We start from the raw sequence: 22,737 nt of genomic DNA, 5'->3' as shown, positions 1-22,737 counted from the left end.
TGTTCCCGCGAAGGCCACGGATCGCAAGCCCAAAGGCCATATCGGCCCAGGCCGGTCGGGAATCTCTTGTTGCGATGACGTTCCGGCTTGCACGGGCAACACCGCTGCGGCATGACGTCCCGTATGACTCAGAACACCAATATCCTGTGCATCGGCTCGGTCCTGTGGGACGTGATCGGCCGATCGGCCAGCGCCATGCGACAGGGCTCGGACGTGCCGGGCCGGATCACCCGCCTGCCCGGTGGCGTTGCGATGAACATTGCCATGACACTGGTTCGTTTCGGCATGACACCCACCCTGCTGACCGCCATTGGCCGCGATCCGGAAGGCGACGAGCTTGTCCATGCCTGTTCGCGCCTCGGCATGGTGACGGATCACATCTATCGGTCGCAGGATTTGCCGACCGACCGCTATATGGCCGTCGAAGGTGCGAACGGGTTGATCGCGGCGATTGCCGACGCGCATTCGCTGGAGGCCGCGGGCGCAAAGATACTGCACCCTTTGATGCACGGACCTCTGGGCTATGAGAACGCCCCATTTGAGGGCCCGATCGCACTGGATGGCAATCTGACACTGGACCTGCTGGAAGAAATTGCCCAAAGCCCTGCTTTTGCTCGTGCGGATCTGCGCGTGGCCCCGGCATCGCCGGGCAAGGCCGAACGTCTGCTGCCGTTCCTGAAACATGCTCGCGCCACGCTCTATGTAAACCTCGAAGAGGCCGGTATCCTGTGCCAGCGTGAATTCACCGATTCCGAATCCGCGGCCAAAGGCCTTCTGGATCGCGGCGCGCTGCGGGTGCTGGTCACCGATGGCGGCAATTCGGCAACCATCGGCAGCTCGACAGAAATCCTGACGCAAACACCCCCTGCCGTTCTGGTCACCCGCGTGACCGGTGCCGGGGATACTTTCATGGCGGCCCATATCGCCTCAGAATCCGGCGGTGCATCCAGTGACGAGGCCCTGACCCGCGCCCTGCACGCCGCTGCAACCTACGTTTCCGGAGAAACCCCACTGTGATCGACATCAAATACTCTGCCGAGGTTCGCGCCGCCAAGGACGCGGGCCTGCCCATCGTTGCGCTGGAAAGCACCATCATCACCCATGGGATGCCCTATCCGCAGAACATCGAAGTCGCGGCTCAGGTCGAACAGGACATCCGCGATGCGGGTGCGGTTCCTGCAACCATGGCCGTGATCGAAGGCAAATTGCATGTCGGGCTGGATCAGGATCAGCTGCAATGGCTGGGTCAGGCCCAAGGCGTTGCCAAGATCTCGCGCGCGGACATGGCGGCGTGCATCTCGACCGGTGGCACCGGGGCCACCACCGTTGCCGCCACGATGATCGCCGCGCACTATGCCGGGATCGAGGTTTTTGCCACCGGCGGTATCGGCGGCGTGCATCAGGGGGCCGAGACCTCCTTCGACATCTCTGCCGATCTGCACGAGCTTGGCCATACGCCCGTGACCGTCGTCGCAGCCGGGGCGAAAGCCATCCTAGACCTCGCCAAAACGCTTGAGGTTCTGGAAACGCTGGGCGTGCCTGTGATCTCACATGGCCAGGACGAGTTTCCTGCGTTCTGGTCGGCAAAGTCGCCCTTTAACGCGCCCCTGCGCATGGACAGTGCCGATGCCATCGCCAAAGCCCACACGACCCGCCGCGCGCTGGGTCTGCCCGGCGGGCAGTTGGTGGCGAACCCGATTCCAGCCGCCGATCAAATCCCGGCCGAGGAATTGGCCCCCATCATCGCCGAAGCCCAGTCAGATGCAGATGCCCATCGCATCACCGGCAAAGCCGTGACCCCCTATCTGCTGCAACGTATCTTTGAAAAGACCGAAGGCCGGTCATTGGTCGCCAACATCGCCCTTGTTCGAAACAATGCGCGTTTGGCGGCCAAGATCGCGCAAGCGCTCGTCAAACAGAGGTGACGTTAACCTATTGTACCAAGGCCGTGGATTGACTACCTAAATCCGGAAACCATTCGGAACCGCAATGAATACACCCTTCGACGAAGAGCCTCACCGCCGCCCGGGCATGCTTTCACGGCTGCGCGCGTCCTTTCTGACGGGCATCGTGGTCATTGCGCCTGTCTGGTTGACGGTCTGGCTGATCTGGTCCGTGGTCGGCTGGATAGACAGTGCTGTTCTGCCGCTGGTGCCCCAACAGTTCCAGCCCGAACAATACGTGGGCATCAACCTGCGCGGCGTGGGCGTGGTGATCTTCCTGATCTTCACCGTTCTGGTCGGCTGGATCGCCAAGGGCATTCTGGGCCGTTCCCTGATCCACTTCGCCGAAAGCGTTGTTGACCGGATGCCCGTCGTGCGCTCGGTCTATTCCGGGATCAAGCAAATTTCGGAAACGGTGTTTGCCCAGACCGAGCGTTCTTTCGAAAAAGCCTGCCTGATCCAGTACCCGCGTCGCGGGATCTGGGCCATCGGCTTTGTCTCGACCAGCGCCAAGGGTGAGGTCAGCCAACGCGCCGAAACCGGTGGCGAACTGCTGAGCGTATTCGTACCCACGACACCCAACCCGACATCGGGGTTTCTGTTGTTCTTCCCCGCAGAAGACGTGATCCTGCTGGACATGAGCATCGAAGACGCCGCCAAACTGGTGATTTCGGCAGGGCTTGTCTATCCGAATGGAAAAGATCCGACACAGCCGCCCGAGTGATCAGCTGAACATCGCAGGCAGATCAATTGTGCTGGTCTGGCCCAAATCCTTCTTGTGGTTGGCAAGAAAACCGTCTGCGGCGTTCCGTCCGGCCTGTTTCAGCTTGTGCAGAATGACCGGATTGGGCACGGTTTTGGTGGCAACAGACAGGCTGTTCATCAAGTCGTTATCTGCAATAATGTGAACCAGAACGCGGCTCATCTCTCCGGCTGTCAGCTTGCCTTCTTTCAACAACCGTTGGACAAAGCTGATCGCCCGCAACTCGCGAAACAGGGATGAGTTGAAGCTGATCTCGTTGATCCGGTTCTGGATTTGCTGCGGCGTGATCGGAACTTCGTCACGCTCCAGCGGATTGATGTTCACGATCACCACGTCATCCGGCAAATCATCGTTGAACAGCGGATAGAGCGCCGGATTGCCGGTATACCCTCCGTCCCAATAGGCTTCGGTCCGGTTTGTCTTCGGGTCGAAAATCTCAACCGCCTTGAACAGGGTCGGCAAACAGGCCGAGGCCAGGATGGCGTCGGTGCTGATTTCGTCGCCGGTAAAGACGCGGATCTTGCCGCTGCGTACGCAGGTGGCACACACAAACAGTCGCGGGCCTTCATCTGCGCACACCTCGTCAAAATTGAACCTGTCCACCACCGGCTTCAAAGGGTTGCTGTAGAACGGCCCGTACGCATAGGGCGACACCATCCGCGACCAGGCATCCCCAATCGAAAACGGCACCGAATATTCCATCGCCTGCGCAATGGCCGCCGGTTCAAGGCCGCGAAACCAGTTGGCAAAGCGCATGTCGCCAATAGCGCCCATGCGCTTCCACAACCCGTCCAGGCGTGCCCGCGCGCCTTCGCGCCCGGAATGAACCATACCAGATTTGTAGGCCGCACCGTTCAGCGCCCCTGCGGAAGTTCCGGTAATGGCAGCGACCTCGATGTCGTCCTCGTCCAGCAGCCGGTCGAGCACACCCCAGGTGAACGCCCCATGCGCCCCACCCCCCTGCAAAGCCAGATTGATCCGCTTCATGCCGGGACCCCTTCATCTTTTCCAAAATACTCTGGGGGTGTGGGGGCAGCTCCCCCGCAAAACCTCAAAGCGCGGTCCAGCCACCATCGACGGAAATTGTGGTTCCGGTGATCTGAGCGGCCGCGTCCGAACACAGGAAGATAGTCGTTCCACCCAGTTGTTCGACCGTGGCGAATTCCTTGGACGGTTGCCGTTCCAAAAGAACGTTCTTCACAACGTCCTCACGGCTCATGTTGTATTCTTTCATCGTGTCGGGAATCTGGGACTCGACCAGCGGCGTCAGCACATATCCCGGGCAGATGGCATTGCAGGTGATCGGTTCCTGCGCAGTTTCCAGCGCTACGGTCTTGGTCATTCCCACCACGCCGTGCTTGGCCGCAACATATGCCGCCTTGAAAGGGGATGCCGTCAGACCGTGGGCCGAGGCGATGTTCACCACACGTCCCCAACCTGCCTTGCGCATCATCGGCAACGCGGCCGCCGTTGTGTGAAAGGTCGAGTTCATGTTGATTGCGATAATCGCATCCCATTTATCAACCGGGAATTTGTCAATCGGTGAGACATGCTGAATCCCGGCATTGTTCACCAGAATGTCACAAGACCCCGCCTGTTCGATCAAGGATCGGCATTCCTCGCCCTTAGACATGTCGGCCTTGATGTAGCGCGCATTGGTTCCGGTCTCTTTCGCAATCTGCGCGGCAAGCGCGTGATCTTCATCGCGATCGGTAAAGGAATTCAGAACCACATCGGCACCGGCCTTGGCCAGCTCGCGTGCGACGCCCAGGCCGATGCCCGAATTTGATCCCGTGATGATTGCCGTTTTGCCGGACAGGCTCATGTCCATTCTCCCTCAAGCGTTGATCAGGCGCACCATGCCATGCTGCACCTGCAAAGAAAACGGGGAAACATGTGGGATTGGAATACCGGCCTGAGACTTCCACAGGCAAAAAAAACGCCCGCACGAAGCGGGCGTTAAGTTATTGAGGCAGGTTTCATACAGGCAAGAAACCTATCGAGCAGTGCAACCTTTATAAGCAATTCTGCGCCTTGGTCCAAGCTAAAAGTTTGATAATAAGAAAAATCATCACTACGGTGAATACCAACAAAATAAGGCCAGAGCAGGATTGTTTCCAAAATGAGCCCGGATTTTCTCCGTCCGTTTCGATCACTTGTGGCAGGAATCGCCACCATTTTCGTGATCTCTGTCGCCCATGCAGAATCGTCTCATGGCATAGCTATGTATGGGGACCCGGCCCTACCACCGGATTTTGTGTCCCTCCCATACGCCAACCCGGATGCGCCCAAAGGCGGCAAAGCCGTGTTCGGAAACACTGGCGGCTTTAACAGCCTGAACCCGTTTTTGCAAAAAGGCACCTCGCCATGGCAGTTGTCTTTCTGGACCCATGAAAGCCTGATGGGGCGGTCATGGGACGAACCTTTCACACTTTATGGGCTGTTAGCCGAATCAGTTGAGACCGATCCAGCCCGGTCCTGGGTCGAATTCAGCCTGCGGGAGGAGGCGCGGTTTTCCGACGGTAGTCCGGTCACGATCGATGATGTTATATGGTCTTACGAAACGTTGGGCACGCAGGGGCATCTGCGCTATCGCGGTCTATGGGGCAAGATCGACAGTATCGAACAAACCGGCCCGCGTTCGGTGCGTATCACGTTCAATGAACCCGACCGAGAGCTTGCGCTGCTGGCCGGGATGCGCCCGATCCTGAAAAAAGCGCAATGGGAGGGCAAGAATTTCGCGGATGCACAACTGCATGATGTGCCGATTGGAACCGGCCCCTACGTGATTGAAAGCTACGAAGCGGGACGCTTTGTGAATCTGCGACGCAATCCGGACTATTGGGGAAACGACATCCCGTTTCGCCGCGGCACCATGAACCTTGATGAGCTGCGGATCGAATTCTACGGCGACGGCAGCGTCTTGTTCGAAGCGTTCAAAGCCGGAGAGCTTTCAGCCGTGCGTGAATTCAACGCCGACAAATGGGACACGCAATACAACTTTCCCGCCGTGCAGCGCGGCGATGTCATCAAGACCGAAATTCCGCATGGAAAACCTTCGGGAATGACCGGGTTCGTGATGAACACAAGAAAGGCTCCGTTCGACGACTGGCGCGTGCGCGAAGCGCTGATGTTTGCGTTCAACTTCGAATTCATCAACGACACGGTAACTGGTGGTGCGCAACCAAGGATCGCGTCTTATTTCTCGGGGTCCGACCTTGCCATGCAGCCTGGCCCGGCCCAGGGGCGGGTAAAAGATCTGTTGCTTCCTTATGATGACATCCTGTTGCCCGGCACGCTGGAAGGGTATGAACTGCCGAAAGGCGACGGATCGGCCCGGAACCGGGCAAACCTCCGCAAGGCCGCGGGACTATTGGCCGAGGCAGGCTGGACCGTTCAGGAAGGCGTGCTGCGCAATGCAAATGGTGATGCCTTTCAGATGACTTTCCTGCTGCAACAGGGTGACAGCGAGATGGCAACCGTGGTCGAGATCTATTCCCGCGCGCTGGAACGTCTCGGCATCGGGGTCACGACGGAACAGGTCGACAATGCCCAATATGTCGGGCGCACGTCTGAGCTGGACTTTGACGTCACGACGTTCCGCCGGGCGCTTTCCCTGTCTCCTGGCAATGAACAGCGTCTTTATTGGGGCAGCGAAACTGCCGATGCCCCCGGCACTCGTAACCTGATGGGCGTATCTTCGCCCGCAGTTGATGCCATGATCGATGCCATGCTGGCCTCAAAAACCCGCGATGACTTTACCGCGGCCACCCGCGCGCTGGACCGGGTACTGACCGCAGGCCGCTATGTCATCCCGATCTGGAGCTTTGACATCGGGCGCATCGCGCATGTCAAAGAGCTGAAGCACCCGGAAACTCTGCCCATCTATGGCGACGGTCCGCAATACATGCCCGAAGTCTGGTGGTACGACGCCCAGTAAAAGGCGCAAACCCAAGACCAGCCGTTGTACATGTGAATCCGGCTGGTCTTTCCAACTGAAGTTTCCGAAAGACGGAAGCTTAAAGTGCCAGCAATTTCATAAAAACAGCGCTCGGGAAATTTCCACCAATCGGCAAATTTCAGCACATTACCATCCCACACAAGATATCGTTTGGCCGCATTGGAAGCATCGTAATCAGCGTCCAGCATCGTCACATGCAAGCGATCCGGAAAGAAACACCCACAAACAATTTTACTTTTCTGGAAAATATGCATATAAATTGGGCATTTAGGCTTAATGTCGAGCTGGCGATGACCCCGCCTCTCTGCCTGCCGGGATAATATGGCGCTGCGGATTACAGAACAACCGGGCCCGCCACCACTCACACCAAATGTAGGCCCGTAGGCCCGTTGCGGAAACTTCGCAGCGGGCACAAATCCCCCTGAAAAAAGCGCGGTCCACCGCTGCGACATTTTGTCATGTCTTACGTGGCGGCACCCTGTCCGTACTCTGGTGTGGGGGAGAGCAGTCCTAATCGTTGCTAAGGGAAGCTCATTGATGATGAACTGGACCGATCTTACAAACGACTGGAATGCGGCATGCGAACGCGCAAAGCGGCGTTTTCCGAACCTGCGTGACAAGGACATGATGCGCGTGTTGAAGGATCGAAAAGGGTTTGAAGCCTATTTGGCCGAACGTCACCAACTTACGATGAATGAGGCGCATGAAGAGGTCGAAGATTTCCTGTTCACCGAAGGGCTGAACCGGGAATTCAGCAGAACCGCTTTAGGCAAGTGATGTAACCCAAAGGATCGTCGCGTCTTCGTCACTGACGGAAATCACGTTGTGGCCCATGCTGCCGTCGTAATACGCGCTGTCCCCTCTGCGCATCTCAACCGGCTCGTAAAACTCGGTGTAAAGCTTGACGACACCGGTCAGCACATACATGAATTCTTCGCCGTCATGGCGCACCCAGCCGTCAAATTCATCCATTGATCTTGCGCGGACCCGCGCACGATAGGGCAGCATCTGTTTCTTGGTCAGGGTTTCGGCCAGCAGCTCATGCTCATAGGTGGTGGTGGCATGAGCCGTGCCGTCGCCCACACGGGTGATCGCCATGCGTCCGATCACCTGATCGCGCTGGGGCGGCGTAAACAGTTGCGGAACAGAAATCTCTAGCCCGGTCGCAAGCTTCTTGAGCGCGTCGTAAGTCGGCGACATCTGCCCGTTTTCAATCTTGCTGAGGGTCGAGCGTGCCAATCCGGCCTGACTGGCGGCCTGTTCCAATGTCCATTCCCGCGCTTTGCGCAGCTCTCGCACACGGGCGCCAAGGTCCAGGGGTTCGACTTCGGTATGGTCGCCAGAATCGCGGGCAATTCGGATCAGAGATTTGGGATCTTGAGTGCTCATGACCCTTCTATAGGCCCGGCCAGCCATGCTTGCAACGCGGCAGGCGGCGCGATAGCCAGAGGCCATGTTGTCAATCTTCGATCAGGGGTCGCCCGCACCCTGCCCCACGCCATTCAATCTGGCGGCCCATGTTCTGGGCCGCGCCGATCACGCGCCGGATAAAGTGGCTTTGTCGATATTGCGCCCGAACGGCGCGCAAGACTGGACCTATCGCGATCTGAAAGCGGCTGTGCTGGGCACAGGCATGGGGTTGCTGCGGGCCGGGTTGAAACCCGGTGATATCGCGCTGATGCGGCTGGGAAACACGGTGGATTTCCCGATTGCCTATCTGGGGGCAATTGCCGTGGGCATCGTACCGGTGCCGACATCGTCACAACTGACGGAACCCGAAACCGCCAGGATGATCGACGAGCTTTCTCCGGCGGTGATTCTGCGTGATCCGGGCGTCGCCTGCGCCTCGCATTCCAAGCAGATCGGGCTGGACGCGTTGAAAGCCATGCGAAACCTGCCCCCGGCAGAATTTGACATGGGCGATCCGGAACGTATGGCCTATGTCGTCTATACCTCTGGAACCTCGGGCAAGCCTCGTGCCGTGGCCCATGCCCACCGAGCAATCTGGGCGCGGCAGATGATGGTCGATGGCTGGTATGGTCTGCGCGAGACCGACCGGCTGTGTCACGCCGGAGCATTCAACTGGACCTATACGCTGGGCACCGGTCTGATGGATCCATGGACCATGGGCGCAACTGCCCTTATCCCCGCGCCCGGCACCAAAATCACGGCCCTGCCTGCCCTGCTGCGCCAGCATGGCGCAACGATCTTTGCAGCGGCCCCCGGGGTCTATCGCAAGATGGTGCAAGGGTGCGATCGGGTGGAGCTGCCTGACCTGCGCCACGGCTTGTGCGCGGGTGAGAAACTGTCGCGCGCGCTGCACGAACAATGGCGAAAGGCCACCGGCACCGAGTTGTTCGAAGCCTATGGCATGTCCGAATGCTCTACCTTCATTTCCTCCAGCCCGGATCACCCCGCGCGCAGCGACGCATTAGGACAACCGCAACCCGGGCGTCGTGTGGCGATCCTTGGTCCGGACGGTCCGGTGCCAAAGGGCCAAGAAGGCACCATCGCCATTCACCGCTCTGACCCCGGTTTGATGCTGACCTATCTCAACGCACCCGATGAGGTTGAAACGCGGATGCAGGGAGAGTGGTTTCTGACGGGCGATCAGGGCGTCATGGCCGTGGATGGTCAGATCAGCTATCTGGGCCGCGACGACGATATGATGAACGCGGGTGGCTATCGCGTGTCCCCGGTCGAGGTCGAAGCCGCCCTGTCCCGCTTTCCGGGCATCACTCAGGTCGGCGCCGCCGCGGTCGAGGTCAAACCGGACACATTTGTGATAGCGGCCTTCTATACGGGCCCGGAAAAGCTGGACGATGCGGCCTTGCGCACCTATGTCGAAGCCAACCTGGCGCGTTACAAACAACCACGCGCCTTCATCCATCTGCCCGCCCTGCCGACCGGCGGAAACGGCAAACTCCTGCGCCGGGCGCTGCCGGCCTATTTCGAGGCACCAACAAAATGACCCAGACCGTCAAGCTCGACATCCTGTCCGATCCGATCTGCCCGTGGTGCTATATCGGCAAGACTCAACTGGACAAGGCACTGGCCAACGTACCCGACCACCCCTTTGTCATTGAATGGCATCCGTTCCAGTTGAATCCTGACATGACGGATGCGGGAATGGATCGGCGCGAGTATCTCGAGCGCAAGTTCGGCGGCAAGGACGGCGCGGTTCGCGCCTATGCGCCGGTGGTGGAACACGCCGAAAAGGCCGGTCTGAACATCAACTTCGAGGCCATGAAACGTACCCCCAACACGCTGGATGCGCATCGCCTGATCCATTGGGCTGGCATCGAAGGCAAGCAGAATGCCGTCGTCGATGCGCTGTTTGACGCCTATTTCGTGCAGGGTCGCGACATCGGCGACCACGAAGTCTTGGCCGATATCGCGGACAGCGCCGGAATGGACGCCGCCGTGGTCATGAAGCTGCTGAAATCAGACGCCGACCGCGAGGATATCCGCAATCGCGATGCTCATTCCCGCAAAATGGGTGTGAGCTCGGTCCCGACCTTCATTGTCGCCAATCAACATGCGGTTCCCGGCGCCCAACCTCCTGAAATGTGGGAGAAAGTGATCGCTGAAATCATGTCTCAACTTGAGGCTTCTCCTGCAGAATAGCACTGAGGTCTGTGCAAATTTCCAGTCTGGCCTATGCCGACCCGCCGTGATAGCGCGAACGGGTTAGGAGGTCTTCATGGCCAATCGCATGTCGAAGGCGGAATTCATTGCACTGATTGCAATGATGTTCGCCACCATAGCCTTTTCGATCGATTCGATGCTGCCTGCGTTGCCCGAGATCGGTGCGCAGCTCAGCCCCGATGACGTTAACCGTGCCCAACTGATCCTGACGTCATTTGTGTTGGGCATGGGGATCGGCACGTTTTTCACCGGCCCGCTTTCGGATGCGCTGGGACGCAAGCCGGTCATTTACGGCGGCGCGGCTTTGTACATTGCGGCGTCTGCTGTCGCATGGGCCAGTTCTTCACTGGAACTGGTCTTGATTGCACGTGTGGTTCAAGGCCTGGGCGCCGCAGGTCCGCGCGTGGTGGCCATGGCGATCATCCGCGACTTGTATTCAGGCCGCGAAATGGCGCGGATCATCTCAATCGCGATGATGATTTTCACGTTGATACCCGCGGCGGCACCGATGCTGGGCGCCGGAGTAATCGCTTTGTTCGGATGGCGCGGGATCTTTGTGTCTTTCATTCTGTTTGCGTTGATCATCATTTCCTGGATGGGCGTTCGGTTGCCGGAATCTCTGGCCCGTGAAAACCGTCGCCCCTTCCGCATTCCGTTGATGTTTTCGGCCACGAAGGAAATGTTCTCGCATCCGACCGTGCGCCTTTCGATCATGGTTCAGACCCTGTGCATGGGGGTGCTGTTCACCATGCTGACAATGGTTCAGCCCGTTTATGACGTTATCCATGACCGCGCCGAAAGCTTTCCGTTCTGGTTCGGGTTCGTGGCGCTGATGTCCGGGTCGGCCAGTTTGCTGAACGCGGCACTAGTGGTGCGTGTGGGCATGCGCCGGATGGTGACATGGGCGCTGGGGGGGCAAATCCTGATTACCACCTTTGTCATGACCCTGAACGCCGCGCATCTTTCGCCAGACGCCTCGTTCGCATTGTTCGTGTTCTGGCAAACCATGGTGTTTTTCATGGCCGGCGTGACGCTGGGCAACCTGAACGCCATCGCGATGGAGCCGATGGGGCATATTGCCGGAATGGCAGCCTCGGTCATCGGATCGATTTCGACGGTGCTGGCCGCTGCCATCGCCGCCCCGATCGGGCTGTTGTTCGACGGTTCGATCACGCCTTTGACCTTTGGTATCCTGAGCATGTGCATTCTGGCCTTCGGGCTTATGCTGCATATGGGCCGCGTTGAAGAACGTCTGCCAGCCTGATCTGTGCGACTCGTCAGAAACACGCTACCCTCGACGTGAACCAAGCGGAGGGCTTCTGATGCGTGAATATTATGATCTGGGCAGCTATTCCTGTCCGGTAACGACCTCCGTTCCCGAGGCTCAGCTGTGGTTCGACCGCGGCCTGAACTGGACCTATGGGTACAATCACGAAGAAGCCGTGGTTTGTTTCCAGCACGCAGCTGAACACGACCCCCAATGCGCCATGGCATATTGGGGCGCCGCCTACGCGGCGGGGCCGAATTACAACCTGCCATGGGACTTGCAGGACGAGCGGGGACGCCGCAAGGCGCTGGCGCTGGCTTATGATGCCATGCAAAACGCCCTTCGATTGGCAGACGGCTGTACGCCTGTCGAGCAAGCTCTGATCCGAGCCCTCCCTGCGCGCTATCCGCAACGAGATCCGGCAGAGGACATGCATCGGTGGGATCACGATTTTGCCGAAGCGATGCGCGCAGCCTTCGCTGCGCACCGCGATCATGCGGACCTGCGCGCGATCTACGTCGAGGCGCTTTTGAACCTGACACCCTGGAAAATGTGGGACCTGAAAACCGGCCAACCGGCACAAGGCGCTGCAACGCTTGAAGCGCAAGAGGCGTTGGAATGGGCCATGGCCAACGATCCGGCCGCCATGTCACATCCCGGCCTGCTGCATCTTTATGTTCACCTGATGGAGATGTCGCCCACTCCGGAAAAAGCTCTGAAAGCCGGTGATGTCCTGCGCACATTGGTGCCCGATGCGGGGCACCTGGTGCATATGCCGACACATATTGACGTGCTGTGCGGCCATTATCACAATGTGGTGCAGTGGAACGAAAAAGCCTCGGATGCGGATCTGAAGTATTACGAACGCGAAGGCGCGTTCAATATCTACACCGGATACCGCCAACACAATTATCACTTCGCCATCTATGGCGCGCTGTTTCTAGGTCAGATCGAACCTGCCCTACGCGCCAATCGGGGTTTGTGGGATACAACGCCAGAGGAGATGCTGCGCATCGAAAGTCCCCCAATGGCGGATTACTTCGAAAGCTACATGTCCATGGGGCCGCACATCCTGATCCGCTTTGGCCGCTGGGAAGAGGCCAAGACGCTGGAGCTGCCCTCCGATCCGGATCTCTACCGGACCCTGACGGCCACGACCCACTACGCCCGCGCCATCGCGCATGCCGCAACGGGTGATGTTGTCCATGCCGAAGCGGAAGAGAACCTGTTTCTGGCAGCTAGGGAATGCGTTCCGGAAACACGCAGGTTGCACAACAATCGTGTGATCGACCTGCTGGAAATCGCGGGGGAGATGCTGCGCGGTGAGATCGAGTACCGAAAAGGCAATTTCGAAATCGCCTTTGCCCATCTGCGCCGCTCGGTCGAACTGGACGACACCCTGCCCTATGACGAACCCTGGGGCTGGATGCAGCCCACCCGCCACGCGCTTGGCGCATTGCTGTTCGAACAAGGTCATGCGGCAGAAGCAGAAGCCGTCTATCGCGAAGATCTTGGCCTTGGCGGCTCGCTCAGCCGCGCTTCGATCCATCCCGACAACGTCTGGAGCCTGAAGGGACTGTACGATTGTCTCAAAGCCCGCGGGGAAGATGTTGAAATGCGACAGGTCAAACAACGCCTGGATCTGGCTCTGGCCCGTGCTGATCGGGCGGTTGCAGCGTCTTGCTTCTGCGCGCAGGCTGCAATGCGAGTATAGGCGGGATCGCGCTGCCGCGCGATGCCTCCGGCGGGGATATTTTCAGCCAGATGAAGCTGGGATCCGTGACTTCATCTGGCCGCAAATATCCCGGGGGAGATGCGCGGAACGCGCAGCGGGGGCAGAGCCCCATCTTGCCCATCAGCCAGCCTTGGTCTTCTTCTTTTCCGCGACCACTTTTTCAGCAAGGTCGCGGGCAATCGCAAAGGCCCCTTTGATCTTGTCGCTGTCTTTCTTCCAATCCCGGCGCACGACGATCTTGTTATCCTTGACCTTGGCCATGCCGCGCTGGTTCTGAATGAATTCGACCAATCCCTGAGGGGATGCGAACTTGTCATTGTGGAACTGGATCGTCGCGCCTTTCGGGCCTCCGTCCAGCTTGGCGATGCCCGCCCGTTTGCACATGGCCTTGATGCGCACGACCAGCATCAGAGTATTCACCTCTTTCGGCAATTTGCCGAAACGGTCGATCAACTCTGCGGCAAAGCCTTCCAATTCGACCTTGGTCGACAGCGACGACAGGCGGCGGTAGAGGCCGAGACGAACATCCAGATCGGGCACGTAATCATCGGGTATCAGAACCGGCACGCCCAGATTGATCTGTGGGGCCCATTGGTCGTCGGCATCTGACAGCCCCTCCATCTCGCCGGCCTTGATCTTGGCAATCGCTTCTTCCAGCATGGATTGATAAAGCTCATAGCCCACATCGCGCATCTGGCCAGACTGTTCTTCGCCCAGCAGATTGCCAGCGCCCCGAATGTCGAGGTCCTGACTGGCCAAAGTAAACCCGGCGCCCAGCGTGTCCAGCGAGCCCAGAACCCGCAGGCGTTTCTCGGCAGTGGCGGTCAGTTTCTGTCGTGGCTTGGTGGTCAGATAGGCATAGGCACGGGTTTTGGACCGGCCCACCCGGCCCCGGATCTGATAAAGCTGCGCAAGACCGAACATATCGGCGCGGTGCACGACCATCGTGTTCGCCGTTGGAATGTCCAAACCACTTTCCACAATAGTTGTGGCCAACAGCACATCATACTTTCCGTCATAAAACGCGTTCATTCGGTCATCGAGTTCACCCGCCGCCATCTGGCCGTGTGCAACCACATAGGTCAGTTCGGGCAGCTGGCTTTTCAGGAACTCCTCGATCTCGGGCAGGTCCGAGATGCGCGGAACCACGTAGAAACTCTGCCCGCCGCGATAGTGTTCGCGCAGCAGCGCCTCTCGGATCGTGACCGCGTCGAATTCGCTGACATAGGTTCTGATCGCCAGACGGTCGATGGGCGGTGTGCCGATGATCGACAGATCGCGCACCCCTGTCAGTGACAATTGCAAGGTTCGCGGAATCGGGGTTGCGGTCAGGGTAAGAACATGGATGTCACTGCGTAGTTGCTTCAGCCGTTCCTTGTGTCCAACACCGAAATGCTGTTCTTCGTCGATGACCAGCAGACCCAGATTGTGAAACCGTATGTTCTTGGCCAACAGCGCATGGGTCCCGATCACGATATCGACCGTGCCCTTGGCCAGCCCGTCACGTGTCTGCTGCGCCTCTTTGGCCGAGACGAAACGCGACAATTGCCGCACTTCCAGAGGGAAGCCGCGAAACCGTTCCCTGAAGCTTGCGGCATGCTGTCGGGCAAGCAGTGTTGTCGGTGCCACCACCGCAACCTGCACGCCGGACATGGCGGCGACAAAGGCGGCGCGCATCGCCACCTCGGTCTTGCCAAAGCCGACGTCACCGCAGATCAGCCTGTCCATCGGCGCGCCCGAGTGCATATCCTCCATCACCTCGGCGATGGCGCGCAACTGATCATCGGTTTCCTGATAGGGGAAACGCGCGCTGAATTCCTCCCACGCGTGCGGCGGTGGATCCATCACGGGGGCTTTACGCAGCGCACGTTCCGCCGCGATGCGGATCAGCTTGTCCGCCATCTCGCGAATGCGCTCTTTCAGCTTGGCTTTCTTGGCCTGCCAAGCGCCACCGCCGAGTCGATCCAAAAGCCCTTCGTCATGGCCGTATTTCGACAGCAGTTCGATGTTTTCGACCGGTAGGTACAGCTTTGCCTGCTCGGCATATTCCAGCAGCAGGCATTCATGGGCGGCACCGGCGGCCGTGACGACCTCCATCCCCATATAACGACCAATGCCGTGATCCACATGCACCACCAGATCGCCGGGGCTCAGCGACTGGGTCTCGGTCAGGAAATTCTCGGCCTTGCGGCGCTTCTTGGGTTGCCGGATCAAGCGGTCGCCCAGTACGTCCTGTTCAGCGATCACCGTTAGATCAGGAGTTTCGAACCCGTGCTCCAACGCCCAGACGGCAAGGTGCAAGCCGCGCTTTCCGATGCGCGTTCCATTGGCAATGGGAATCGCCTCTGCCAGACCTTCATCCTCGATCAGGCCGGTCAGACGTTCGCGCGCACCTTCTGAATAGGACGCGATCAGCACCGGACCTTTGTCAAGCTTGGCGCTGATGTGGCTGGCCAAAGCACCGAACAGGCTGATGCTTTCCTGCTGACGTTCCGGAGCAAAATTGCGCCCGATCCGCCCGCCCGCATCGATGACACCGGGACCCGAGGCCTGCGGCAAGTGGCTGAACTGCATGACACGCCGATCCGCGACAGCCGCCTCCCACGCGGCATCATCCAGATACAGCAACCCCGGAGGTGTGGGTTTATAGACCGTATCCATGCGGGATCGGTTTTCCAGCGCCAGACGCCGGGTTTCGTATTGATCGGCAATCGTCTCCCATCGGGCCAATCTGGCCGGTGTAACCTGATCATCGACGGTGATCGTGGCATCCGGCAGATAATCAAACAGTATTTCAAGCTTCTCGTGGAAGAAGGGCAGCCAATGTTCGATACCCTGATGCTTGCGACCGGCGCTTACCGCTTCGTATAGCGGATCATCCGTGCCCGCGGCGCCGAATTCGATGCGATAGTTCTGGCGGAACCGCGTGATGGCCGCATCATCCAGAATGACCTCGGACACCGGCGCAAGTTCAACCATGTCCAGTTTTTCGGTCGTGCGCTGAGACACGGGATCAAAACGGCGCGCGCCGTCCAGTACGTCTCCGAACAGGTCCAGACGGACGGGGCCCGATTCACCCGGCGGGAAGATGTCGATGATACCGCCGCGAATTGCATAATCACCCGGCTCCATCACGGTGGGGCTTTGCGTGAAGCCCATGCGCACCAGGAAGTTACGCAGCGCGGCCTCATCAATGCGCTGATCGACACGGGCGGTAAACGCCGCCTCGCGCAGCACGTCTCGCGCCGGGACGCGTTGGGTTGCCGCATTCAATGTCGTCAACAACACGAATTTCTGCGGCATCTGGTGAACCAGAGCCGCCAGCGTGGCAACGCGGGCCGCTGAAATGTCGGCGTTGGGTGACACCCGGTCATAGGGCAGACAATCCCAGCCCGGAAACACGAAGACCGGCATGTCGGGGGCAAAGAAGGCCAGTGCCGCGCGCATCGCCTCCATCCGCTTGTCGTCACGTGCGACATGGGCCACCGGCCCGTTGCTGCGGGCGATTTCGTTCAGCACAAGCTGCGCGTCAAACCCTTCGGGGGCGCCGCCAACTGTCACGTGGTTCGGAGCCTTCATCGCCTCGCCTTTCAGATTTTGCTATCCCAGAACGCCAATCGAGATGTTCTGATACATGCCCCAGAACGAAGTGACCAGTATCGAGATCATGCCTATGATCTGGGTATAGAGCCGGCAGCGCGCAATGGTTTTCGAAACAGACTCGAGCGTCAGTTCCTGCCGCCGCAATCGTCGCGCGTGCACGATGTTAACCACCAGAACAAGCGTCAGTGGAAACAGAAGAAGGAACACGGCCTGCGCGAACTCGACACCGTAATAGAATCCAAGCGTGGCCAGCCCGGTGAACAGAAAACACCCGAATGCCAACAGGATGGTGCCTGACATGTCGACGATCAACAGGATCCGGTTGGTGTGTATGCGAACGATGTCCAGAAGGTCGATCTCGACCTGCCCGCCAATGCGTCGGGCACGTACCACCAGATCGTAGGGAATGCCCATTACCCAGTGACTCGCCGAAGACCAGACAACCGCCAGCACGATCCAGAACCAGAGATTCGAAAAGCTGCGCATGTCGATGACTTCAAAGATCGAAGAGTACCAGTCCAAACCCAACCCTTTATTCAAACCACTCAGGGAGGTTCGGCCACGCTGCCGCGTCCATTGATACCCTTGAGACCTTTGTGAATTCATGCCACCCAATGCACGAATGTTCAAGGAGAACGCGCCATGAAACCGACCGTTGCCCCCTATCCCATGACCCGCTTTCGGCGTGCCCGTCAATCCCGGGCAATCCGCGGACTTGTGCGCGAGAATGTCTTGACCACGGACGACCTGATCTGGCCCGTTTTCGTCCGCGACGGCGAAGGGGTTGAAGAACCCGTTCCCTCGATGCCGGGCGTGGTTCGCCGGTCGGTGGATCTGATTGCAAAAGCGGCCGTCGAAGCGCAAGCGCTTGGAATCCCGGCGATATGCATCTTTCCCTACACGGATTCCGCGCTCAAGACCGAAGACTGCGCCGAAGCCTGGAACCCCGACAACCTGTCGAACCGGGCCATCCGGGCGATCAAGGCGGCAGCCCCCGACATCGCGGTGATGACGGACGTGGCGCTGGACCCGTACAATATCAATGGTCATGACGGTTATGTCGTCGACGGCGAGATCGTGAATGATCAGACCATCGAAGCGTTGGTCAAGATGACCCTTGCCCAGGCCGATGCCGGTGCCGACATCATCGGACCGTCGGATATGATGGACGGCCGGATCGGGGAAATGCGCCGCGCATTGGAAGGCGCCGGGCATCACAACGTGATGATCCTCAGCTATGCCGCGAAATACGCCAGCGCTTTTTACGGCCCCTTCCGCGACGCCGTCGGCGCCTCGGGCGCGCTGACCGGCGACAAGAAAACCTATCAGATGGACCCGGCCAACTCGAACGAAGCCCTGCGCCTGATCGAACGCGATCTGACCGAAGGCGCGGACATGGTGATGATCAAACCCGGAATGCCCTATCTGGATATCTGCCGTCGTGTGAAAGACTGCTTTGGTGCGCCCACCTATGCCTATCAGGTATCGGGGGAATACGCGATGATCCAGGCGGCCGCCCAGAATGGCTGGATCGACGGAGAAAAGGCGATGCTGGAAAGCCTGCTGGCCTTCAAGCGCGCCGGGTGCGACGGTATCCTGACCTATTTCTCGCCTCAGGTTGCCCGGATCCTGCAGGGCTAAAACCCCGAAGAGTCGCAACTTTTCGCCGACAAGCCCCCTTGAGCGGGCAGCTTTCCCGTGACACAACGCCCTAATCGGCGTATCCTTGCCGTCAAGATCGGGATCACCCGACATATCAGGCACAGTTACAGAGAAAACAACCATGAGCAGTTCCAACTCCCCCCGACTGAACCGTCGCGGCTTTGCCTTGGGCATGGCAGGCCTGACCCTGACCGCTGCCTGTGGCAACGGCGTCGGCAATTCAAATTCGGCCAACATCGACGCCCGCGTCGATGCCACGCTGACCGAAATGTACAGCCGGTACCCCAACACCGTGGAAATCGCGAATAAAGCCAACGGCATGTTGGTTATGCCCCTGATCACCGACGCCGGATTGATCTTCTTTGGCGGTGCCTATGGCCAAGGCGCGCTGCGCATCAACGGCGCCACGGTCGATTACTATTCTGCAATTTCCGGAACCGCTGGTCTGCAAATCGGTGCGCAGCAATATGCACATATCCTGTTCTTCATGACCGAAGATGCGCTGAACGATTTCCGCCGTTCCAGCGGATGGACAGCCGGCGCCGATATTGGATATGTGGTTGACGCAACCGGGAATTCCTTGTCCACGGACACGACAACACTGCGTTCACCGGTGCTGGCGGTGGTCTTTGGCCAGGCCGGTCTTAAATTCGGCGCGACCGTCGAAGGTACGAAATACACCCGCATCATCCCATAACCCGGATTACCACTTCCCCCACACACGGCCCCGTCGCAGCGTAACACTGCGGCGGGGCATTTGATTTCAACCCTTTCCACGCAGGTTCTTGCCGCGTTCCTCTTTCGGTCGGACCGACCATCCTCTAGTCTTTGCCCAACCTTCATCTGAATAAGAATCTGGGGCAGTAATGGGTCTTGTTTTCCGCTGGCTAGTGCGCATCGCGTCGGGTCTGATCATTCTGATCCTCGCCGCCATGGGCCTTGTCTATTTTCTGGCCAGCCAATCCCTGCCGGACTATGACCAAACGCTTGAGGTCGACGGTCTGACCGCCCCGGTTGAAATCGTACGCGACACCGCCAACGTGCCGCATATTCTGGGCCAGACCGATCCCGATGTGTTCTTTGGATTGGGATATGCCCACGCACAGGATCGACTGTGGCAGATGACGGTCATGCGCCGTACCGCGCAAGGCCGACTGTCCGAGGTCTTTGGCCCGCGCACGCTTCACATCGACAAGCTGCTGCGCAGACTGGACCTTTACGGGCTGGCCCACCGCTCGGTCGAGGTGCAGGACGATTATACCAAGGCCGCCTTGCGCGCCTATTCCGCCGGGGTCAATGCCCGCCTGACCGAGGTCAACGAAGAGGCGCTGGGTCGCGGCGCACCCGAGATGTTCCTGTTCAACGCCCCGGTCTCACCCTGGCAACCGGGTGACAGTATCGCGATGATCAAGCTGATGGCGCTGCAACTGTCAGGCCACCTGACCGATGAAGTTCTGCGTGCGCGCACGTCCCTGATGCTGAACAACCCCGAACGTCTGGCCGATATCCTGCCCGACGTTCCCGGGCCCGGGATCGCGGCGTTGCCGGAATATGCCACCCTGTTCCCAAATCTTCCGCGGTATGCGGCGGGAACGGACATTCCCGACACACCTCTTTCGCCCCTTCCCAAACGTGGTCTGGCCGGAGCTTCAAACGCCTGGACCGCCGCGCCGTCACGTTCTGCAAGTGGCGGAACCCTGTTGGCCAACGACCCTCATTTGGGTTTCACTGCGCCCGGGATTTGGTACCTGGCACATCTCGGATTGGAAAAAGGCGGTGTCATCGGGGCCTCGATCCCCGGTGTGCCCGCCATCATGACCGGACGCAGCGACCGGCTGGGATGGGGGCTTACATCCTCGTATCTTGACGATCAGGACGTACATATCGAGCAGCTGAATCCTGACAACCCCGAGGAATACCTGACCCCGACCGGCTTCAAGGAATTCCAGACCCGCCCTTCGATCATCGAGATCAAGGGGGAAGCTCCGGTTACGCTGACCCTGCGCTGGACAGACAATGGGCCAGTGCTGCCGGGCACGGATTACAAGCTGGAAACGATCACGCCGCCGGGCCATGTGGCGTCGCTGTCCTGGACGGCGCTCAGCCCGCGGGACACGTCGATGTCGGCGTCCATGGCGCTGATGAACGCCGACAACGTGGAGCAGGCCATCGCGGTCGGTGAGCAGTTCATCGCGCCTTCTCAGAACCTGTCGCTGGTCGACAAGACGACCATCGGGATGAAGCTGATCGGCGCCATGCCTCGGCGTGATCCGCTAAACCAAAGCCGGGGGCGCATCCCCTCGCCCGGCTGGATCGAGGCCAATCGCTGGCAAGGCCGCCTGCCCTATGCCGACAACCCGGAATTCGTGGCCCCCGTCGGCGGTGTTCTGGGCAACACGAACAACAAGATCATAGACCGCCCCTTCCCGGATCACGTCTCGTATGAATGGGGCGATACGCAGCGCGTGCATCGCTGGGAACGCCTGATGCAATCGCGCGAGGTGCATACCCGCGACAGCTTTATCGAGGCACAGCTGGACACGGTCAGCTTTACCGCGCGGTCCCTGCTGCCGCTGATCGGTGCCGATCTGTGGTTCACCGGGGCTTCGGCCCCCGAAGGAACGCCGGAACGCCAACGCCAGATCGCGCTGTCGCTGCTGGCGGACTGGAACGGTGAGATGAACGAACACCTGCCCGAGCCGTTGATCTATGCGGCCTGGCTGCGTGCGCTGCAAATCCGGCTGATCTCGGACGAGCTTGGGCCTTTGGCAAGTGAATACAAACATGTCGAACCGCTGTTCATCGAACGGGTCTACCGCGACATTGACGGCGCGGGTGTCTGGTGCGACGTGATCCAAAGCGCACCGGTCGAGACATGCACCGAGATGGCACGGCTTGCGCTGGACGACGCGCTGATCTGGATCTCTGAACGATATGGCAGCGCACTTGAATCCCTGCGTTGGGGCGACGCGCATCAGGCAACGCATGATCACCCCGTGCTGGGCTCTGTCCCGATATTGCGTTTTTTTGTGAACATTCGCCAATCGACCAGCGGCGGCGACAACACATTGCTGCGTGGCCGAACATCGGGCGAAGGGCCTGATCCGTTCCAGAATGTGCACGGCGCCGGGTATCGCGGGGTTTATGACTTTGCCGACCCCAACAGCTCGGTCTTCATTACGGCGACCGGGCAATCGGGTCATTTCCTGTCGCGTTACTATGACGATCAGGCGCAGCTGTGGCGGCGTGGCGAATACATACCCATGTCACTGGATCTTGATCTGGCCCGCGCTGCGGCTGTCGGGGTTACCAATCTGATCCCGCGATAATCCGCCTATTCGGCAAGTCCCCGCCCTGTGCGCGGGGGCATCGTGGCACCGACAGCTTTATTCGCCTAACATAACGGCACCGATCATGTGGGACCAAAAGGGGGCGAGTATGGCCAGCATTCGGGATACTCTGAATAACCTCGCGCGAGACTACGCAATAGCCTGGAGCTCGGGTGACCCCGACGCGGTTGCCGGCTTCTTCGCGTCAAACGGGCAGGTCACCATCAACCGGGGCGACCCGATCGAGGGGCGCGTGGCGATCGCCGACATGGCCCGGAGTTTTTACGCGGATTTTCCGGATCTCGAGCTGCGTTGCGACATGATGCGATGGGCCGGATCTCATGCCATATTTGTCTGGACCCGCGAAGGGCACCATTCCGTAACCGGCAATCACGTCATAGCGCGCGGCTGGGAAGAGTGGGAACTGACGTCAGATTACCTTGTACAATCATCATCGGGCTGGTTCGACGCCGATGACCATCAACGGCAGATTGACGGGGCCTGACTCAACGTCCACTGGATGCGCGTTCTATCCTGTAGTCCCGCGGTATCCCCTGAGTGACCCGCGACCAGTCAGACGCCAGTGTCCGGGCCTGATGTGCATCGAAAGCCTGCTGATCTGCAAATACTTCTGACACGTTGAACCGACCCGGACAGGTCTGATCCTCGATCACGTCAAAGGATACGCAGCCCTGTTCCGCACGGGTCAGTTTCACATGGTCCGGCAACGCCGCGCGCACCTCTTCCAGCCGGTCCACAGGCACATCGATATGGCCGGTCAGGAACACTCTTTGGTCCGGCTTGTGAGACATATCCGACCCCATCG

20 protein-coding genes are annotated in these 22,737 nt (G+C 59.3%); 13 read left to right on the top strand and 7 right to left on the bottom strand.

What is annotated here, in order from left to right; translation table 11 throughout:
* The first annotated feature begins 123 nt into the window (after positions 1–123).
* From ACR0LI_RS04605 to ACR0LI_RS04595, 3 genes are all read left to right on the top strand, one after another.
* Positions 124–1,017 (top strand): PfkB family carbohydrate kinase, encoded by an 894-nt coding sequence (locus ACR0LI_RS04605; RefSeq protein ID WP_152458128.1) that lies wholly within the window; start codon positions 124–126, stop codon positions 1,015–1,017.
* Positions 1,014–1,925: a pseudouridine-5'-phosphate glycosidase gene (locus tag ACR0LI_RS04600; protein WP_480718081.1), complete on the top strand. Its 912-nt coding sequence runs from the start codon at positions 1,014–1,016 to the stop codon at positions 1,923–1,925. Before ACR0LI_RS04605 ends, ACR0LI_RS04600 begins: the two co-directional genes overlap by 4 nt.
* Before the next feature lie 64 nt (positions 1,926–1,989).
* Complete coding sequence (locus ACR0LI_RS04595) at positions 1,990–2,667, top strand: DUF502 domain-containing protein (RefSeq protein WP_152458130.1); 678 nt, start codon at positions 1,990–1,992, stop codon at positions 2,665–2,667.
* Here ACR0LI_RS04595 and ACR0LI_RS04590 read toward each other — a convergent pair whose 3' ends face one another.
* Positions 2,668–3,693, bottom strand: a complete 1,026-nt coding sequence (locus tag ACR0LI_RS04590) for a patatin-like phospholipase family protein (protein ID WP_480490295.1) — start codon at positions 3,691–3,693, stop codon at positions 2,668–2,670.
* A 64-nt stretch (positions 3,694–3,757) separates the two neighbouring features.
* On the bottom strand, positions 3,758–4,531 hold the full coding sequence (locus tag ACR0LI_RS04585; protein ID WP_210092427.1) for a 3-hydroxybutyrate dehydrogenase: 774 nt from the start codon (positions 4,529–4,531) through the stop codon (positions 3,758–3,760).
* 297 nt (positions 4,532–4,828) lie between these two features.
* Between ACR0LI_RS04585 and ACR0LI_RS04580 the strand changes: the two genes are divergently transcribed.
* Positions 4,829–6,646: an extracellular solute-binding protein gene (locus ACR0LI_RS04580; RefSeq protein WP_480718080.1), complete on the top strand. Its 1,818-nt coding sequence runs from the start codon at positions 4,829–4,831 to the stop codon at positions 6,644–6,646.
* On the opposite strand, the gene ACR0LI_RS04575 is transcribed toward ACR0LI_RS04580, so the two are convergent.
* Positions 6,592–7,119: a hypothetical protein gene (locus tag ACR0LI_RS04575; RefSeq protein ID WP_480718079.1), complete on the bottom strand. Its 528-nt coding sequence runs from the start codon at positions 7,117–7,119 to the stop codon at positions 6,592–6,594. The two genes, ACR0LI_RS04580 and ACR0LI_RS04575, sit on opposite strands and share 55 nt — an antisense overlap.
* A gap of 85 nt (positions 7,120–7,204) precedes the next feature.
* On the opposite strand from ACR0LI_RS04575, the gene ACR0LI_RS04570 reads away from it, so the two are divergent.
* Positions 7,205–7,444, top strand: coding sequence for a hypothetical protein (locus tag ACR0LI_RS04570; protein ID WP_170344111.1), 240 nt, complete (start codon positions 7,205–7,207; stop codon positions 7,442–7,444).
* Here the strand turns inward: ACR0LI_RS04570 and ACR0LI_RS04565 are convergent.
* Positions 7,433–8,056: a helix-turn-helix domain-containing protein gene (locus ACR0LI_RS04565; protein ID WP_171167898.1), complete on the bottom strand. Its 624-nt coding sequence runs from the start codon at positions 8,054–8,056 to the stop codon at positions 7,433–7,435. The genes ACR0LI_RS04570 and ACR0LI_RS04565 overlap by 12 nt on opposite strands.
* A gap of 64 nt (positions 8,057–8,120) precedes the next feature.
* Between ACR0LI_RS04565 and ACR0LI_RS04560 the strand changes: the two genes are divergently transcribed.
* From ACR0LI_RS04560 to ACR0LI_RS04545, 4 genes are all read left to right on the top strand, one after another.
* Positions 8,121–9,638, top strand: a complete 1,518-nt coding sequence (locus ACR0LI_RS04560) for a class I adenylate-forming enzyme family protein (protein WP_480718078.1) — start codon at positions 8,121–8,123, stop codon at positions 9,636–9,638.
* Positions 9,635–10,294 (top strand): DsbA family oxidoreductase, encoded by a 660-nt coding sequence (locus ACR0LI_RS04555; RefSeq protein WP_171632123.1) that lies wholly within the window; start codon positions 9,635–9,637, stop codon positions 10,292–10,294. Before ACR0LI_RS04560 ends, ACR0LI_RS04555 begins: the two co-directional genes overlap by 4 nt.
* A gap of 76 nt (positions 10,295–10,370) precedes the next feature.
* Complete coding sequence (locus ACR0LI_RS04550) at positions 10,371–11,579, top strand: multidrug effflux MFS transporter (protein WP_171723176.1); 1,209 nt, start codon at positions 10,371–10,373, stop codon at positions 11,577–11,579.
* Positions 11,580–11,637: 58 nt separating this feature from the next.
* Positions 11,638–13,296 carry a tetratricopeptide repeat protein gene (locus ACR0LI_RS04545; protein WP_480718077.1) on the top strand — a complete coding sequence of 553 codons (1,659 nt, stop codon included), beginning with the start codon at positions 11,638–11,640 and terminating at the stop codon, positions 13,294–13,296.
* A 141-nt stretch (positions 13,297–13,437) separates the two neighbouring features.
* Here ACR0LI_RS04545 and mfd read toward each other — a convergent pair whose 3' ends face one another.
* Complete coding sequence (gene mfd, locus ACR0LI_RS04540) at positions 13,438–16,896, bottom strand: transcription-repair coupling factor (RefSeq protein ID WP_480718076.1); 3,459 nt, start codon at positions 16,894–16,896, stop codon at positions 13,438–13,440.
* A 21-nt stretch (positions 16,897–16,917) separates the two neighbouring features.
* On the bottom strand, positions 16,918–17,442 hold the full coding sequence (locus ACR0LI_RS04535) for a component of SufBCD complex (RefSeq protein WP_152458141.1): 525 nt from the start codon (positions 17,440–17,442) through the stop codon (positions 16,918–16,920).
* Positions 17,443–17,562: 120 nt separating this feature from the next.
* Between ACR0LI_RS04535 and hemB the strand changes: the two genes are divergently transcribed.
* The 4 genes from hemB (at position 17,563) to ACR0LI_RS04515 (ending at position 22,416) form a co-directional block, all read left to right on the top strand.
* Complete coding sequence (gene hemB / locus ACR0LI_RS04530; protein ID WP_171723173.1) at positions 17,563–18,561, top strand: porphobilinogen synthase; 999 nt, start codon at positions 17,563–17,565, stop codon at positions 18,559–18,561.
* A gap of 142 nt (positions 18,562–18,703) precedes the next feature.
* Positions 18,704–19,279 carry a lipid-binding SYLF domain-containing protein gene (locus ACR0LI_RS04525; RefSeq protein WP_209832950.1) on the top strand — a complete coding sequence of 192 codons (576 nt, stop codon included), beginning with the start codon at positions 18,704–18,706 and terminating at the stop codon, positions 19,277–19,279.
* A 169-nt stretch (positions 19,280–19,448) separates the two neighbouring features.
* A complete protein-coding gene (locus ACR0LI_RS04520; RefSeq protein WP_480718075.1) occupies positions 19,449–21,911 on the top strand; it encodes a penicillin acylase family protein in 2,463 nt (820 codons plus the stop codon).
* A 109-nt stretch (positions 21,912–22,020) separates the two neighbouring features.
* Positions 22,021–22,416, top strand: coding sequence for a nuclear transport factor 2 family protein (locus ACR0LI_RS04515; RefSeq protein WP_171632108.1), 396 nt, complete (start codon positions 22,021–22,023; stop codon positions 22,414–22,416).
* 1 nt (position 22,417) lies between these two features.
* Here the strand turns inward: ACR0LI_RS04515 and ACR0LI_RS04510 are convergent, their stop codons facing one another.
* Positions 22,418–22,723 carry a putative quinol monooxygenase gene (locus tag ACR0LI_RS04510; RefSeq protein WP_480718074.1) on the bottom strand — a complete coding sequence of 102 codons (306 nt, stop codon included), beginning with the start codon at positions 22,721–22,723 and terminating at the stop codon, positions 22,418–22,420.
* Positions 22,724–22,737: the final 14 nt, after the last annotated feature.

The sequence above is a fragment of the Ruegeria sp. CL7 genome (assembly GCF_056536445.1).
This window is presented reverse-complemented; position numbering and strand designations above follow the sequence as displayed.

Coding starts and splice junctions, on each gene's coding strand:
- ACR0LI_RS04605 (WP_152458128.1), top strand. CDS start 124: ATGACTCAGAACACCAATATCCTGTGCATCGGCTCGGTCCTGTGGGAC.
- ACR0LI_RS04595 (WP_152458130.1), top strand. CDS start 1,990: ATGAATACACCCTTCGACGAAGAGCCTCACCGCCGCCCGGGCATGCTT.
- ACR0LI_RS04590 (WP_480490295.1), bottom strand. CDS start 3,693: ATGAAGCGGATCAATCTGGCTTTGCAGGGGGGTGGGGCGCATGGGGCG.
- ACR0LI_RS04585 (WP_210092427.1), bottom strand. CDS start 4,531: ATGAGCCTGTCCGGCAAAACGGCAATCATCACGGGATCAAATTCGGGC.
- ACR0LI_RS04580 (WP_480718080.1), top strand. CDS start 4,829: ATGAGCCCGGATTTTCTCCGTCCGTTTCGATCACTTGTGGCAGGAATC.
- ACR0LI_RS04575 (WP_480718079.1), bottom strand. CDS start 7,119: ATGTCGCAGCGGTGGACCGCGCTTTTTTCAGGGGGATTTGTGCCCGCT.
- ACR0LI_RS04570 (WP_170344111.1), top strand. CDS start 7,205: ATGATGAACTGGACCGATCTTACAAACGACTGGAATGCGGCATGCGAA.
- ACR0LI_RS04565 (WP_171167898.1), bottom strand. CDS start 8,056: ATGAGCACTCAAGATCCCAAATCTCTGATCCGAATTGCCCGCGATTCT.
- ACR0LI_RS04560 (WP_480718078.1), top strand. CDS start 8,121: ATGTTGTCAATCTTCGATCAGGGGTCGCCCGCACCCTGCCCCACGCCA.
- ACR0LI_RS04555 (WP_171632123.1), top strand. CDS start 9,635: ATGACCCAGACCGTCAAGCTCGACATCCTGTCCGATCCGATCTGCCCG.
- ACR0LI_RS04550 (WP_171723176.1), top strand. CDS start 10,371: ATGGCCAATCGCATGTCGAAGGCGGAATTCATTGCACTGATTGCAATG.
- ACR0LI_RS04545 (WP_480718077.1), top strand. CDS start 11,638: ATGCGTGAATATTATGATCTGGGCAGCTATTCCTGTCCGGTAACGACC.
- mfd (WP_480718076.1), bottom strand. CDS start 16,896: ATGAAGGCTCCGAACCACGTGACAGTTGGCGGCGCCCCCGAAGGGTTT.
- hemB (WP_171723173.1), top strand. CDS start 17,563: ATGAAACCGACCGTTGCCCCCTATCCCATGACCCGCTTTCGGCGTGCC.
- ACR0LI_RS04525 (WP_209832950.1), top strand. CDS start 18,704: ATGAGCAGTTCCAACTCCCCCCGACTGAACCGTCGCGGCTTTGCCTTG.
- ACR0LI_RS04520 (WP_480718075.1), top strand. CDS start 19,449: ATGGGTCTTGTTTTCCGCTGGCTAGTGCGCATCGCGTCGGGTCTGATC.
- ACR0LI_RS04515 (WP_171632108.1), top strand. CDS start 22,021: ATGGCCAGCATTCGGGATACTCTGAATAACCTCGCGCGAGACTACGCA.
- ACR0LI_RS04510 (WP_480718074.1), bottom strand. CDS start 22,723: ATGTCTCACAAGCCGGACCAAAGAGTGTTCCTGACCGGCCATATCGAT.